Origin of the sequence: Thalassospira sp. MIT121401, assembly GCF_047125595.1 — a bacterium.
GTDB lineage: Bacteria > Pseudomonadota > Alphaproteobacteria > Rhodospirillales > Thalassospiraceae > Thalassospira > Thalassospira povalilytica.
This window is the reverse complement of record NZ_CP138926.1, coordinates 2,914,291-2,928,558: the sequence shown is the minus strand read 5'-3', so window position 1 is coordinate 2,928,558 and position 14,268 is coordinate 2,914,291. Positions and strand designations below refer to the sequence as shown.

Here is a 14,268-nt window from a genome sequence, read left to right as displayed (position 1 = left end):
CAACAAGATAGCGGATAGTGTTCGGGGTGTCTGTTCAGGGATCATGTGATCGTGGCGACACCGATGCGGTTTGACTTCATGTCAAAAGTGTCGCTTACTTTGATGGACGAGCCATCATGGATAACGGTTTGTTTCAACAGGAAAACCATGTCGCGTCGATTGATTGCGTGTGAGCATTGCGACTATCTCCATGTCGAGGAAGACATCCCGGCAGGCAGTGTGGCGTGTTGTGTGCGATGTGGCTCACCGCTTTATTCCGCGGAACAAAACCGGTTCGACAAACCCCTGGCATTGGCGGTGACGGCACTCATTCTTTTTGCTATCGCCAACACCTTTCCGGTTTTGACGTTTGGCATGGAAGGCCGGGTTGAAACCAATACACTGGCAAGCGGGGTGATAACATTCTGGCAGGAAGGATTTCCGTTCCTTGCCTTTATGGTGGCCGTGACATCAATCATCGCACCGTTGCTTTTGATCGCGGCGCATATTTATGTGTTGTTGCCGATCTGGCGGGGAACCAGTTGGCCCGGGATGAAACGGGTATGGCGTGTTCTTGCCGTGGTACGTCCATGGTCGATGCTTGATGTTTTCCTGATCGGATTGCTGGTGGCGTTGACCAAGCTGACCGACTTTGCCCAGGTGATTGCTGGCCCGGCCTTTTTTGCGATTTGCTGTCTGATCCCGACCGTTCTGTTGATGAATGTAACACTTGATACGCGTGCGGTCTGGCGGCGCATTGCTCCGTCGTCATTGCGCTATCCCGATCAGGATGATTTGCGCGAAAGCACCATGCCAATATCGGGGGCGGTTGCGCGAAAGCACGGCTTGCTGAGTTGCCATACCTGCGCGATGGTGGTCATCGAACAGGACAATGGGCCAACGAAATGCCCGCGTTGCGGCGATGTTGTGCATCAGCGCAAGGCAAGAAGCCTGTCACGTGCCTGGGCGCTTTTGCTGGCGGCGGTGATCCTTTATGTGCCGGCAAATGTGTTTCCGATCATGCAGGTGACCTATCTTGGCCGGTCCGAAGCCGATACCATTCTGTCTGGTGTTGCGGCATTGGCAGCAGCCGGGGAATGGCCAATCGCCATTGTGGTCTTTACCGCCAGTATTCTGGTGCCAATCGTCAAGATCGTGCTTTTGGGGTGGGTGTATTTGGCAACCTATCTTGGTCTTGCCGGGCCGCTTCGTGAACGCACCCTTATTTACCGGGTGACAGAGCTGGTCGGGCGATGGTCGATGGTTGATGTGTTTATGGTTTCGATCTTGGCCGCGCTTGTGAAGCTGGGCAATATCGCATCGGTTCATCCCGGATTTGGCGCCGTTGCATTTTGTGGTGTGGTTATTTTGACCATGTTATCAGCAATGGCCTTCGATCCGCGGCTGATTTGGGATCGTGCGGAATTGAAGGCGCTGAAATCGCGATCCGATACAGGTTTTGAACGGAACCAAGTTGAAAAACAGGGGACGCCGTCATGATTGACGAACATTCGACTTCATCAGATCCGCGACCCGGATCGCCGGATGTCAAAAAGGGATGGGGGCGTTTTTCCATCGTCTGGCTTGTGCCGTTGGTGGCGTTGATCATCGGGGGCTGGCTGTTATGGCGCGATGTCATGTCAAAGGGGCCGGAAATCACTGTCACCTTTGAATCGGCAGAAGGCATCGCCGCAGGAAAGACTGCCGTTCGCTACCGCGATGTTGATGTCGGGCAGGTGGTCGAAATCGATCTTGCCGAAGACCTTGATCACGTGCGCCTGACCATTCGCATGGATGCGGATCTTGGCGACTATCTGACCGACAAAACGCGTTTCTGGGTGGTTCGACCGCGGGTGACCGTGCGCGGGATCACCGGTCTCGATACCATTGTGTCGGGGGCCTATATCGAAGTCGTGCCCGACAAGACCGGTAAAAAACAACGCGATTTCGTTGGCGAGGAAGAACCACAGATCATTCATGACGAAGAAGACGGAACGCGCTTTGTGCTCAAGGCTGACGAGCTTGGCTCATTGGGGACCGGCACGCCGGTTCTGCTGCGCGGCATAGAAGTCGGTGAAGTTCTTGATACCGAACTGACCGAGGATGCAAGCGGTGTGACCATCCCGATCTTTGTACGCAAACCGTTTGATGCCCTGGTCAAGCGCGATACACGTTTCTGGGATTCAAGTGGTATTGCGCTTGATCTCAATTCCGGGGGCTTGTCGGTTCGTGCACAGTCGGTGCGTTCGGTTCTGGCAGGCGGGATCAATTTCTATACGCCCAACGACAGCACGAATGACGATATGGCGTCTGCCGATACGGTCTTTCGCCTGCATCCAAGTTTGGAAAAGGCCGAACTGCTGGCCCAGGGATACAGTCAGGAATATATCCTTTATTTCGATTCTTCGGTGCGTGGCCTGTCGCGCGGGGCGCCGGTTGAATTCAATGGTATCCGGGTCGGAACGGTCGAAAGTGTCGATCTGGAATATGTTGTGAACCGCAATATTTTCCGGGTTCCGGTCCTGGTCACGATCGAGCCTGAACGCGTGCGACTGGTTGGTGGTGATCTTGGCACCCGTGATCCGCAGGCAACCATTGAAACGCTTGTCGCCAATGGTTTGCGCGCCCGTCTTAAAACCGGAAGCTTTATCACAGGGCAACTGTTTGTTGACCTGGCGATGAACCCGGTTTCGCCCGCCCGTTATCTTGGCGACGGGCAGGGGCCGTATCCGGAATTGCCAACCTTGCCGCAAAAACTTGACGAAATCGCCAATTCGCTGACCAGCTTGCTTGAAAAGGTCGAAACCTTCCCGCTCGAGGAAATCGGCATTCGTCTTTTGGGGACGGTTGAAGGCATGGAAAATATCGTCACTTCGCCGGCATTGAGTGATGCGATGACCAACCTTAAACAGGCAGCGGCAGGTGTGAGCAGTCTGGTCAACAACCTTGATACCAGCGTTCTGCCCGCAACCCAGACCGCCCTTGATACCGCGCGCGAGGCATTGGGTGGGGTGCGCGATGTGACGGCCCCGACATCACCCGTGCGATACAATCTGGAACAGGCGCTTAAGGAACTGAGTGCCACAGCACGGTCATTGCGGGATCTGACCGAGTTCCTTGAACAGAACCCAAGTGCGCTGATCCTTGGAAAAAGTGGCCCGAAGGAGGATGAATGATGCGACAGATAATCCGGATGCAGACGCGTAAATATCTGTTGTTGCTTGTCGCACCGCTGCTTGTTGCCTGCGCATCGCAATCGGGAACAGATCGTTATTACCTGCTGTCTTCAATGATGCAGCAAACGGCAGATCGTTCCGCACAGGCACCGGTTGTCGGTGTCGGGCCGGTGACCATTCCAAGCCACCTGGACCGGTCAACGATTGTCACGCGCAGCAGTGCCAATCGGCTGGAAGTCAATGCCGGTCATCGCTGGGCTGAACCGCTTGATGAAAACATCAACCGGGTTCTGATGGACAATCTTGATCGAACCGGGCGCGCGTCGCGGCTTGAAACATTCCCCTGGACATCCCGTGACGGGGTGGTGTGGCAGATCGTTCTTGATATTGACCGGTTCGAACGCCAGGCCGATGGCAATGTTGTTCTGGTGGCACGCTGGAAACTGGTGCATTTCGAAGACGGCGCCATTGTTCAGTCGGCAAAATATAACAAGATCAGCAAGCCGGCCGACACCACAATCGAAAGCACCGTTGTGGCCATGAGCACGTTGCTTTCAGACATGACCGGCGAGATCGCAAGTCATATTCCCTAATCTATACAATGGGTTATGCGCACGTTATGCGTGTGAATTCGCATCCCGGCATAAAGGGACGATGCCTTGGATTTCAGGGCCGTTAAGGCATTGAAGGGCAACGGAAAGCGCAGTTATTGTAAAAGTTGTTGATCAACCTATTGTTTTCATACCCCGAATGGACTTATAAAGAAGATACAAATATAAAAAACGGGACACGCGCCTGACTGATTACCGGCAAGTAAATGCCGCCCAAACAGGAAGTTAGGGAGCCAGAGCGCATCATGTCGGATACGACATTTGAAGTATTGGTTCAGCGGGGGGATCGCTGGATCATCCACTCGACATTTGACGTCGAAAAAGAAGCGGTTTCAGAAGCGGAAAAGGTTCTGAAAACCAAGGTGTCTGCCGTACGCGTGGTCCGTAACTGGGAACGCGGCGATGGTCGTCATGTTGAAAAGGTTCTTCTGGAAAAAGAAGGGGCAGGTGACAGCGAAGAAGAAGACGTCCGTGTTTCTTCGATCGATGAAGCGCCGCTTTGCGAGACCGACAACGACCTTTTGCAGAAAGAAAGCCGCGCAACCATCAACCGGTTGCTGCGCAAATATTTCGAACAGGAAATTCTGACTCCTTGCGAGGTAATGTATAATTACCAGAACCTCCGCAAGTTGATGTTCCATGACACCTTGATGCCGACGGCTGTCGACAAGGTTGCCGGTTTGCATGCCAAGGCGACCGATGGCGACCATATCGAGGCGATGAACAACCTTCATGGCGCGATCGAACAATTGTCTGCGCGCGCCCGCGAAGTTGAAAAGGTTGATCTGCCGGCATTCGAAGACGCCACCATCTCGGAAGTGCGCGACGAAATTCGTCGTCTTAACCTGGCCGAAGATACTGATTTCCTGACGATGGTAGCGCTAACACGCGTTCTGTCATCAACCCGCAACTGGGTCGGGAAGCTTGATCTTGCCCTGAAGGTCAAAGGCGACGAAAAAGACGAAGCCGCCCGCAAGATGCTTGATGACGTGATTGCCGATATTCTGGGATCACCGGTCGCGCTTAAGGAATTGCTGGGAAGTTCACGCAGCTTTGGCGAAGCGGTGACGCTTCATATCGATCTGGCTCTTGGCCGTGCAAAAGGCAACCGCGGGGCCGCGGATGATATTCTTGAACTGTTGAACCCGTTATTCGGATCCGGGCTGCTGTCGACCAGTCAGGAAGCGATGTTTGATTACGTCGTACGCGAGTTGCGCAGTGCCAACAACCTGACCCGCCATGAAAGTGATCCCGATCCGCTGATTGGCATTCTTGATCGTCTGATCACGGAGCGCGGCGTTGTTTATGGGACCCCGATGGTCGAAGCCATCGCAGAACGCGGTGCGCGGTTGCGCAATGTTGGGGGTCCACGCGCCCTGATCGAAGGTGTTGCCGAAATCAACGGCCGCCTGATCCCCAACTATCGCAAGCTGACCTGGCTGATTGCGGTTGCCAATAGCGGCATCGTCGAAGATTTTGCAGACGAGCTGTATGTCATGATGCAGGACGCGGTAAAGGATATGCGGGCCTTGCGGGCCTTCTGTGATCCGGAATCCAAGCCGCGCGACAAGATGGCAACGGTCAAGCATATGAATGACCTGCTCAGCGAAAGCAACCTGCCCGAAGACCAAAAGACCCAGATTGGTGCCAAGCTTGATGATGGACTGGCAGAATATCTGGTACGTGAAAAGGTGATCGAACGGATTGATAATCCGTCTCTGCACCTGCGCAAGCGTGCCTATATGCTTGTGCAATTCTGTTCCAGCGGTGTCCTGATCGAAGGTAAATCGGCGGCAATGGCGCGCAAACGGGTGGTTGGATATCTGAAACAGCCCAACTTTACCGACAAGCTGGTTGATGACATCAAGGATATGACCGCCAAGGAAGGCACAATTCGCGATTTTTATGCGTTGCTGCAACGAAGCGGGTTCTGACCGCCAGCCCACTGCATTCCTGATCTGATTGAAAACACCCCGCGATGCCATTTGGCAAAATTCGTGGGGTGTTTGTCATTGTTGCCAAAACCTGTTTGCGGCATGCTTGGATCAATCCAGCGAGGTGTCCGCATGTCAGTATCCAAAACAGCCGCAAAATCAGAAACCCCAAGACGATTGATCGTCTGCCATGCCTATGACCGGGTGATGAGCCTCGATGTCGTCGGGCCACTTCAGGTTTTTGGTTCCGCCAATGACGAATTGACCCGAACCGGGCGGGCAGCAGGATATGACGTGCTTGTCACAGCCACCCGGTCCGGTCCGGTCAGGACGTCCTGCGGGGTGCAGCTTTATGCCGATTGTGGCTGGCAGGATCTTGATCTTGCGACGGTTGATACGTTGCTTGTGCCCGGTGGGGACGGGGTTGCGCGTTTTTTTGATGACCATGATTTTCTTGAATGGCTCTGTGCTGCGGAAAAAGTCATTCCGCGCCTTGGATCTGTTTGTTCAGGCGCGCTGATCCTGGCCGAGGCCGGGCTTCTGGACGGGCGCATGGCGACAACGCACTGGTCGCGCTGTGATCAGATGATCCGTGATTATCCGGCCATCCATCTGATGGCAGATCGACTGCACAGCTACGATCCGACCGGATATGACGGTGACCCGCATGTCTTTACATCGGCCGGGGTGACGGCGGGCATTGATCTTGCCCTTGCAATTGTCGAGGCCGATTACGGTCGGGCGCTGGCCTTATCGGTTGCGCGGCGGCTTGTGATGTTTCTTAAACGGCCGGGCGGGCAGGCGCAATTCAGTGCCTATCTGACGCCGGAAGGCGGGGCGACCACCCGCTTGGCCGGGTTGCTGGAATGGTTGCCGGCCAATCTGGCCGAAGATTTGTCGCTTGAAACGCTGGCCGGTCGGGCGGGTATGACGCCGCGAACCTTTTCACGGGTCTTTAGCCGCGACCTTGGAATGAGCCCGGCACGCTATGTCGAACGTATCCGGGTCGAAGCCGCGCGGGCCTTGCTGCAAGATGACGGGATTACAGTATCGCGGGTAGCCGAATTGTGCGGTTTCAGGCATCCGGAAACCTTGCGCCGGGCCTTTCAGCGGCATCTGTCGGTCAGCCCGCAGGAATATGCCGAACGGTTCGCCCGAAAACCGTATGCGGGCGCAATCTAGCCCGCACAGTACCGGCATCAGGCAGATTGCCTGATCAATTCAACACAGTTTGATTTTTTCGGAGTTGGCAACATGTTGTTACTGACCAATGGCGCGGTGCGTCTGCTGTTTATTGCACAGGCCCTTTACTGGTCCTGTTCGTTGATCGGAATTACCCTGACCGCGCTTGTCGGGGTGTCGCTTGCGCCAAGTGCCGGGCTTGCGACATTGCCGCTTGGTGTTTTGATGCTTGGCAATCTTATGTCGGTTCATCCGCTTGCCATAGTGATGCAACGGCGCGGCCGGCGTGTCGGCCTTTTTCTCGGTGCGCTTTGTGGTGTGGCGGGCGGGTTGCTTCTGGCGGCCGGTATTTATATCGGGCAGTTCTGGTTGGTGGCATTTGCACCGTTGTTGATTGGCACCTATCAGGCATCGGCCATGTATTATCGCTATGCCGCGATCGAGGCCGTGGATAAAACGCAAAGTGGCCGGGCAGCGGCACTGGTTGTCGGGGGTGGTGTCCTGGCCGCACTTGTTGCGCCGGAAATCGCCGGGTTCAGCCGTGATTTCCTGCCCGTACCGTTTGCCGGTGCCTATGTCGCACTTGCCGGTTTGGCAGCGATGGCTGCGATCATAACGATCATGTTGCCCGATGGCGGCATTCCGGCGCGATCCGGTTCAAGTTGGACCGTAATGGCCACACTTTTGCGGCGACCGGTAATCCGCGGGGCCATTGCCGTCAGTGCAGCCGGCCACGGGATCATGATCCTTGTGATGACGGCAACGCCACTTGCGATGAAATATTGCGGGTTTGATATTGATGTATCGGCCAACGTCATCCGTTGGCATCTGATTGGCATGTTCCTGCCTGCCTTTGTCGCAGGCCCGATGATTGACCGGTTCGGCGCGCATCGTGTGGCATCCCTTGGTGTTGGCATCTTGCTGATCAGTGTCGGTTTTGCTGTGACGGACATATCGGCAGAAGCATTTCTCATCAGTTCATTCCTGCTTGGGATTGGCTGGAACATGATGTTGCTGGCGGGGACGACCATGCTTGGTGCGGGACATGATCCATCCGAACGCGGACATGCGCAAAGCCTGATGGAGCTTGGCAACAGCATCACGGCAACTGCGGCCTCGATCGCCAGTGGCGCCCTGATCGCCGGGGCAGGGTGGATCCCGGTGAATTACGGCGTGGTGCCCGTTCTTGTGGTTGCGATGATTTTGATGTGGCGCGGACTGGTCGCACAGCGATCAGCCGCACAGGCCAGGGCATGAAAAAGATAAAAGGAACCGCCGGTCATGACGACCGGCGGTGAAGTTGCGGGGCAAACGGGGAGTTTCGCCCCGGCGCGACTGAAAAACTCAATCGTTCCGCGCCGGATCACGTTATGCAACGATGCTGTCCGGCCAATAAAAAACCGGCCATCAGGCCGGTTGTGATTCAAACGATGCGGCGTTGCCGGCAACGAATTCCTTGATCTTCTGCAAAACAAATTCGCGAGAGCTGTTTTCACGGGTACGGAACAGCACTTCGCGATCCTGAATGACCAGGCCCATATAGACCGGATCGTTATGACCTTCCTTGATCAATTTCAGGGCGCGGAGGGTATGCCCGAAATCATCGGTGCTTTGATAGATGGTGCGCATCTTTCTCCAACCAGCATTTGTGTCGGGTGACAATGTAAGACCAATCGACCAAGGCTTTATGACAGCTGTTTTTTTCCAGCCGATGACAGCTTTATGATGGTTTGAAGACAGTTTTGCCCATCAACCAGAAAATTTCATGGGCAGGGCGGTCAAAAAGCTGCTGGTTTTATTTGGAAGGCCTGTTAAAAATAAAACGTCATCAAGGCCGGTTTCGGGCATTGACATGCGCCATGACGGTGTTTAAGAAAGGCGTCGTTCCGCAGGGAACACCAAAGACATACAGGGCAAATGGCCGAGTGGCTGAAGGCGCTCCCCTGCTAAGGGAGTATAGGGTGACAAGCCCTATCGAGGGTTCGAATCCCTCTTTGCCCGCCATTGATCAAAGCACCCCAAAAGGGTGCTTTTTTCTTTTTCCCGATGGCAGAAAATCCCTATCAAAATCGTTATTCTGTTGTGCGGATCTCGTAATCGGGTCCGCAATCAATATCTTTTGATAAACAAAGTGCCACAGTGATTGAGGGTGAAATGTCTGAACAGCGCCATATCCCGGGATTTGCCACGATTGTATTGCTTGCAATGACTGCGATCCTCTTGCCGGTTTCGATGGCCCAATCACATACGGCAGCCGGCCTGCACCAGCATGAACCTGTCGAAATCGCACAGGGTGGCGGCGTTTTCTCGGACGAAGAACGTCAGATCATTCGCGAAGTGCTTGATATTGCAACAGGCGATGACAGCGATCGCAACAATGGTTCCAAAGGTGGCAAAGGCGATAAAGGAAAAGGCAACAAGGGTCTTCCGCCAGGCATTGCGATGAAGCTTGAGCGCGGCGGTACGTTGCCGCCGGGCATTGCAAAGCGTGATTTGCCAGCAAACCTCGCATCAAAATTGCCAAATCGCACGGATGGCGCAGTCCGCCAGATTATCGGTGATGACGTGGTTCTGATTGAGCGGGGGACCAACCTTATTCTTGATATTATCCGCGACGTGGCACGTAACCGGTAGGTCGTCAAATCAGAAAAAAAAACGCGGCGAATAATATCGCCGCGCATGTCGTTTTGGCCTTGTTGATCCGCGATCAGATCAATCAGGTAAAGGCATTGAAGGTAATGATGGTCTGGGTGTCCTTGATGTTGGGCAGCTTGTGGATCTGTTCATTCACATAGCGCCCGATATCCTGTTCGTCTTCGACATAGACCTTGACCAGAAGTTCAAACGGGCCGGAGATCGAATAGACTTCCGACACACCTTCGACTTCTTCCACAAGGTCTGCGGCCACGTCATAGGCTTTGCCAAGTTCACATTTTACGAAAATGAAGAACGGATGCATCGGAACGGCTCCAGTTTGAATTTGAATTTCAGACAAGCTACCCGGCTTGGACGGACCTTGCAATCACCTAGCAGCGATCACGCGGGCGCCATCAAAACCGGCAGCCCCTAAAGAGATGTTTTGCGTGCCTGCGCAGCCCGGCTTGAAACCGCGTCCTGTGTCAGGTTCCAGACCGTTGTGCCGTCGGTTTCCGCAGTCAGGCTTGCCATGGCAAGGCCCGACGCAATCGCGGCATCAAAGCTGGTGCCCGGTTTGGCATAGGATGCCAGAAACCCGGAATAGAAGGCATCACCCGCACCATTTACATCACGCACCCGGGTCGGAAGCGGGGACCAGAAAGACGTTTCAAGTCCGGTTGATGAAACAACGCCGGTCGCGCCAAGAGTGATAATAACATCGGGGACACCTTTGCCCCGCAAAAGTTCAATGGCGGTTTTGGCCTGGCTTTTGTCGTTGATTTCAATGCCGGTCAGAATTTGTGCTTCGGCGCGGTTGGTAATCAACAGATCAAGCTTGCCCAGCACATCCTTGAAACGCACCGCCTTGCTTGGGGAAACAGTGGCAGCACACATCTTTGCCGTGCCCTTGTTTTCAGCCAGCCAGGCAATGGTTTGCGCAGGCAGGTTGGCATCAATCAACCACCATGGCCATGCCTGAAAATTCGAAAGATGCGGGGCCAGACGATCAATCGTCAGAAGGTCATACACCTCGGCATCCATCATGCCCATCGCGAGTTCACCGGTTTCATCGAGAACCGCGGTGTAGCCCGCTGTATGCTTGCCTTCGAGCTTGATCATCCGTCGCGTATCGATGCCAAGATCGGCAAGGGCTGCGATAACCTGTTCGCCATCACCGTCATCACCAACCGCGCCAAGCATCGCAACATTGTTGCCAAGCAAGCGCAAATGAACGGCGATGTTGCGGGCAACGCCACCGGGCTTGCGATGCAGGGTGCGAACCGGGTTTGACGCAGCCGGAATATAATGGCCGGTACATTGCAGGGTACGGTCAAAATGAGCCGCGCCAAAGCAAAGGATATTGGCAGTCGGAGTGATCACGTTATGTCGCTCTTTGTGTGGGCATGTCACGATTGGTGACTGTCATAAGCTGCGACAGGTTGCCAAGGCAAGAAAAACAAAAAGGGCGACCCGTGTCGGCCGCCCTTTGCATTCACGATGTGTATTCCCGATCAGATGAAGCAGTTTACTTCATGATGATGCGGTCTTTGGCCATCGGGGTCATTGGCGAATTCATCCCGATATAGTCGGCAACAGCCTGTTCAAGGTTCGGGCCGAAGTCATAAACATCGGTGGCATTGTCACGGAACAGGGCATAACCATCGCCGCCATTGCGCATGAAGTCATTGGAAACAACGCCGTATGTCTTGTTCATGTCAATCGGAACGAAGGTGTCGCCTTCGGCTACCATGACATTTGAAACACGCGACCCGACCGGCTGCGACAGGTCGAGATCAAATTTAAGACCGGCCACCTGCGGGAACTGGCCTTTATCCTCGTCAACTTTGGAAACGCCGTGTTCAAGGGATGCAACAACGTCCTTGCCCGACAGCTTGAATGTTGCCAGCGCATTCTGGAACGGCAAAACGGTCAGCACTTCGCCCATGGTGACAGTGCCTTCATCGATGCTGGCGCGGATACCGCCCCCATTCTGAATGGCGATCTGATAACCGTCACCGGCCTTCCAAAGCATGGCGTCCGCCACAAGGGAGCCCATTGAACATTCCATATGGCGGCATGTTTCACGCGACCCGTCCGCAGCCGTGGTAAAGCTGCCGACTTCGATGTTGCGAACAGCATCGACCTTCTGGCTGGCCTCGGCAATGACTGCCAGAACGTCTTCAGCGGGCTTGACGCTGGCATCAAGGGCGATCGGGTTGCCGGACCAGGCAGTCGCGACACCGTTATCGTCAAAGGTTACATTCAACTCGCCAAGATAGCGGCTATAGGCATAGGCCTGCACGACCAGAACAGGTTTGCCGTCCGGTGCGGTTTCAACAACCGGGTAGGGGTAGTTGGCTTTTTCATCGGTGTTTGAAAACAGCTGGTTGTCGTGACCGCCGACAATGACGTCAATGCCACTGACAGCGCGTGCGAGTTCAAAATCCTTGTAGGATCCCGAATGGCTCATGACGATGATTTTATTGACACCTTTAAGGCGCAGACGCGCAATGGAATAGCGCAGGGCCATTTCGGAATCTGTGATGGCGACCTTGTCACCCGGGCTTGAGATATCCGGTGTTTCTTCGGTCGTGATGCCGATCAGGCCGATTTTTTCGCCGCCAAGTTCGATAATGGTATCGGGTGCGATTTCATCTTTGAGGCTGGATGCCGCGGTCGGGTGGACGTTGGCCGACAGCACCGGAATTTTGCTGGCTTTGATGAAAGCTTCGAGAACTTCGGGGCCGTCATCAAATTCGTGGTTGCCGATGGTCATGGCGTCATAGCCGGCCATTTCCATCAACTGTGCAGTCAGTTTGCCTTTGTAGGTCGAATAGTAAAGTGATCCCTGGAACTGGTCGCCGCCATCAAGGGCCAGCACATTGCCGCCCTGGGCCTTCGCATCGCGGATGGCCGTGGCAAGACGGGCATATCCGCCAAAGCATTTGCCTTCGGCATCGTCTTCGGCCTTACAGGTATTGTTGTATTTGGTTACCGATTCAACGCGATCATGGACGTCGTTGGTGTGAAGAATGCGCAAGTCGTAATCCGCCAATGCGCTTCCTGCACCAAGGGTCAGCATGGTGCAGGCCGACAGCAACCCTGCAATCTTGTATTTCATTACTATTCTCCAGCAAATAGGCACCTTTCCTGTCCCTCACGGGAAAGGGTGCTACGACAGATCAAAGATATCGGGAGTAAAGCGTTCCCCAACACGGGATGGTAGCACCAAATTCATGGGGACGGTATGCCCGGTTGATTACGGCGCTGTGAAAGTTTGATCATCGCGCAATGTGAATGGCCCCAAATATCGCTGTTTTGTAGAATCGGGCAGACTGCAAATCGGGTAGGGGAAGGCGATTTTGCAAAAAATTCACAGTCGGGATTATTAAGACTGGCAAGAAAATATATTGCGCAGAAATTCGCCAGACGAATTGGCGGTTGGATCATAAAACTAAGGGAAACCCCGCAGAAACCGGATTGAGGGGTTGGTTTGGTTCCGCCGAATTTTGACCGGCTGGACAGCTTTTGTCTTTCCCTTGCATGGTCTGCTATTTACAGGGCACTATATTTTGTAGTTACCATACGCGTTCGCACCATAAACATGCGGACAGCTAAGGTTGAGGGACCGTAGTCGTCCCGATATGGTGTGATCATGTGTTTTCGATGAGGGAGTTCCCCCGGTTAAGGGCACCGGCGGGAAGAATAATCAGAATTCAAGCAATGAAGGGCATCGGAATGAAAAAGCTTCTGACCTCGGTGGTCGCGGCTGTCGCCTGCTATGCGGGTGTCGCTTCGGCTGCAGAAATCAAACCGGCAGTGGTCTATGACCTGGGTGGCCGTTTTGATCGTTCGTTTAACCAGGGCGCATATAACGGCGCAGAAAAATACAAAGAAGACACCGGTACCGAGTATCGTGACTTCGAAATCCAGAACGATTCCCAGCGCGAACAGGCAATGCGGAACTTTGCACGTCGCGGCATGAACCCGATCGTTGCTATTGGTTTCTCGCAGGCATCCGCGCTTGAAAAAGTTGCCAAAGAATTCCCGGACACCAAGTTCACCATCGTTGACATGGTTGTCGATCTTCCGAACGTTCAGTCCGTCGTGTTCAAGGAACATGAAGGTTCGTTCCTGGTTGGTGTTCTTGCCGCAATGGCATCTGAAACCCACAAGGTCGGCTTTGTTGGCGGTATGGACATTCCGCTGATCCGCAAATTTGCCTGCGGTTATGTTCAGGGCGTCAAATACGCCGATCCGAGCGCAGAAGTTTTCCAGAACATGACCGGCACCACCGGTGCGGCCTGGAACGACCCGGTAAAGGGTGGCGAACTGGCCAAGTCGCAGTTTGACCGTGGCGCTGATGTTGTTTACCACGCTGCTGGTGGTACGGGCGTTGGTGTTCTTCAGGCGGCTGCTGATGCTGGCAAACTGGGTATTGGCGTTGACTCCAACCAGAATGCCCTGCATCCGGGTTCGGTTCTGACATCGATGCTCAAGCGCGTTGACGTTGCAGTTTACGAAGCATTCGCTGCTGCGGCCGGTGACAACTGGCAGCCGGGGCTGACCATTCTGGGTCTGGCCGAAGGTGGTGTTGACTGGGCTCTTGATGAAAACAACGAGAAGCTCATTACCGCTGAAATGAAAGATGCCGTTGCCAAGGCGAAGGAAGCAATCACTTCCGGCAGCCTTGAAGTTCATGACTACATGAGCGACAGCGCCTGCCCGCAATAAGGCAGTCTTGAAGCA

The 14,268-nt window shown here is 54.3% G+C and carries 12 protein-coding genes and 1 tRNA gene; 9 read left to right on the top strand and 4 right to left on the bottom strand.

Features of this window, described 5'->3' with window-relative positions; all coding sequences use genetic code 11:
- The first annotated feature begins 147 nt into the window (after positions 1 to 147).
- The 6 genes from SIB88_RS13505 (at position 148) to SIB88_RS13480 (ending at position 8,139) form a co-directional block, all read left to right on the top strand.
- Positions 148 to 1,479 (top strand): paraquat-inducible protein A, encoded by a 1,332-nt coding sequence (locus SIB88_RS13505; RefSeq protein ID WP_412558259.1) that lies wholly within the window; start codon positions 148 to 150, stop codon positions 1,477 to 1,479.
- Positions 1,476 to 3,155, top strand: a complete 1,680-nt coding sequence (locus tag SIB88_RS13500) for an intermembrane transport protein PqiB (protein ID WP_068519395.1) — start codon at positions 1,476 to 1,478, stop codon at positions 3,153 to 3,155. Before SIB88_RS13505 ends, SIB88_RS13500 begins: the two co-directional genes overlap by 4 nt.
- Complete coding sequence (locus SIB88_RS13495) at positions 3,152 to 3,748, top strand: membrane integrity-associated transporter subunit PqiC (RefSeq protein ID WP_228195376.1); 597 nt, start codon at positions 3,152 to 3,154, stop codon at positions 3,746 to 3,748. Before SIB88_RS13500 ends, SIB88_RS13495 begins: the two co-directional genes overlap by 4 nt.
- A 263-nt stretch (positions 3,749 to 4,011) precedes the next feature.
- On the top strand, positions 4,012 to 5,700 hold the full coding sequence (locus SIB88_RS13490; RefSeq protein ID WP_101246126.1) for a hypothetical protein: 1,689 nt from the start codon (positions 4,012 to 4,014) through the stop codon (positions 5,698 to 5,700).
- A 132-nt stretch (positions 5,701 to 5,832) separates the two neighbouring features.
- Positions 5,833 to 6,882: a GlxA family transcriptional regulator gene (locus SIB88_RS13485; RefSeq protein ID WP_412558258.1), complete on the top strand. Its 1,050-nt coding sequence runs from the start codon at positions 5,833 to 5,835 to the stop codon at positions 6,880 to 6,882.
- A gap of 72 nt (positions 6,883 to 6,954) precedes the next feature.
- Positions 6,955 to 8,139 carry an MFS transporter gene (locus SIB88_RS13480; protein ID WP_412558257.1) on the top strand — a complete coding sequence of 395 codons (1,185 nt, stop codon included), beginning with the start codon at positions 6,955 to 6,957 and terminating at the stop codon, positions 8,137 to 8,139.
- Between the two features lie 150 nt (positions 8,140 to 8,289).
- On the opposite strand, the gene SIB88_RS13475 is transcribed toward SIB88_RS13480, so the two are convergent.
- Positions 8,290 to 8,511 carry a hypothetical protein gene (locus SIB88_RS13475; RefSeq protein ID WP_068519195.1) on the bottom strand — a complete coding sequence of 74 codons (222 nt, stop codon included), beginning with the start codon at positions 8,509 to 8,511 and terminating at the stop codon, positions 8,290 to 8,292.
- Positions 8,512 to 8,793: 282 nt separating this feature from the next.
- On the opposite strand from SIB88_RS13475, the gene SIB88_RS13470 reads away from it, so the two are divergent.
- Both SIB88_RS13470 and SIB88_RS13465 read left to right on the top strand, forming a co-directional pair.
- Positions 8,794 to 8,886: transfer RNA gene (locus SIB88_RS13470), tRNA-Ser, on the top strand.
- A gap of 150 nt (positions 8,887 to 9,036) precedes the next feature.
- Complete coding sequence (locus SIB88_RS13465; protein WP_181848891.1) at positions 9,037 to 9,516, top strand: hypothetical protein; 480 nt, start codon at positions 9,037 to 9,039, stop codon at positions 9,514 to 9,516.
- Positions 9,517 to 9,598: 82 nt separating this feature from the next.
- Here the strand turns inward: SIB88_RS13465 and SIB88_RS13460 are convergent, their stop codons facing one another.
- The 3 genes from SIB88_RS13460 to SIB88_RS13450 form a co-directional block, all read right to left on the bottom strand.
- Positions 9,599 to 9,841, bottom strand: coding sequence for an Lrp/AsnC ligand binding domain-containing protein (locus SIB88_RS13460; RefSeq protein WP_033069566.1), 243 nt, complete (start codon positions 9,839 to 9,841; stop codon positions 9,599 to 9,601).
- A 107-nt stretch (positions 9,842 to 9,948) separates the two neighbouring features.
- Positions 9,949 to 10,899: a carbohydrate kinase family protein gene (locus tag SIB88_RS13455; RefSeq protein WP_228195381.1), complete on the bottom strand. Its 951-nt coding sequence runs from the start codon at positions 10,897 to 10,899 to the stop codon at positions 9,949 to 9,951.
- A 145-nt stretch (positions 10,900 to 11,044) separates the two neighbouring features.
- Positions 11,045 to 12,640: a bifunctional metallophosphatase/5'-nucleotidase gene (locus SIB88_RS13450; protein ID WP_412558256.1), complete on the bottom strand. Its 1,596-nt coding sequence runs from the start codon at positions 12,638 to 12,640 to the stop codon at positions 11,045 to 11,047.
- Between the two features lie 617 nt (positions 12,641 to 13,257).
- Here SIB88_RS13450 and SIB88_RS13445 point away from each other — a divergent pair.
- The gene (locus SIB88_RS13445) at positions 13,258 to 14,253 is read left to right on the top strand and encodes a BMP family lipoprotein (protein WP_068519222.1); all 996 of its coding nucleotides are present in this window, start codon (positions 13,258 to 13,260) and stop codon (positions 14,251 to 14,253) included.
- Positions 14,254 to 14,268: the final 15 nt, after the last annotated feature.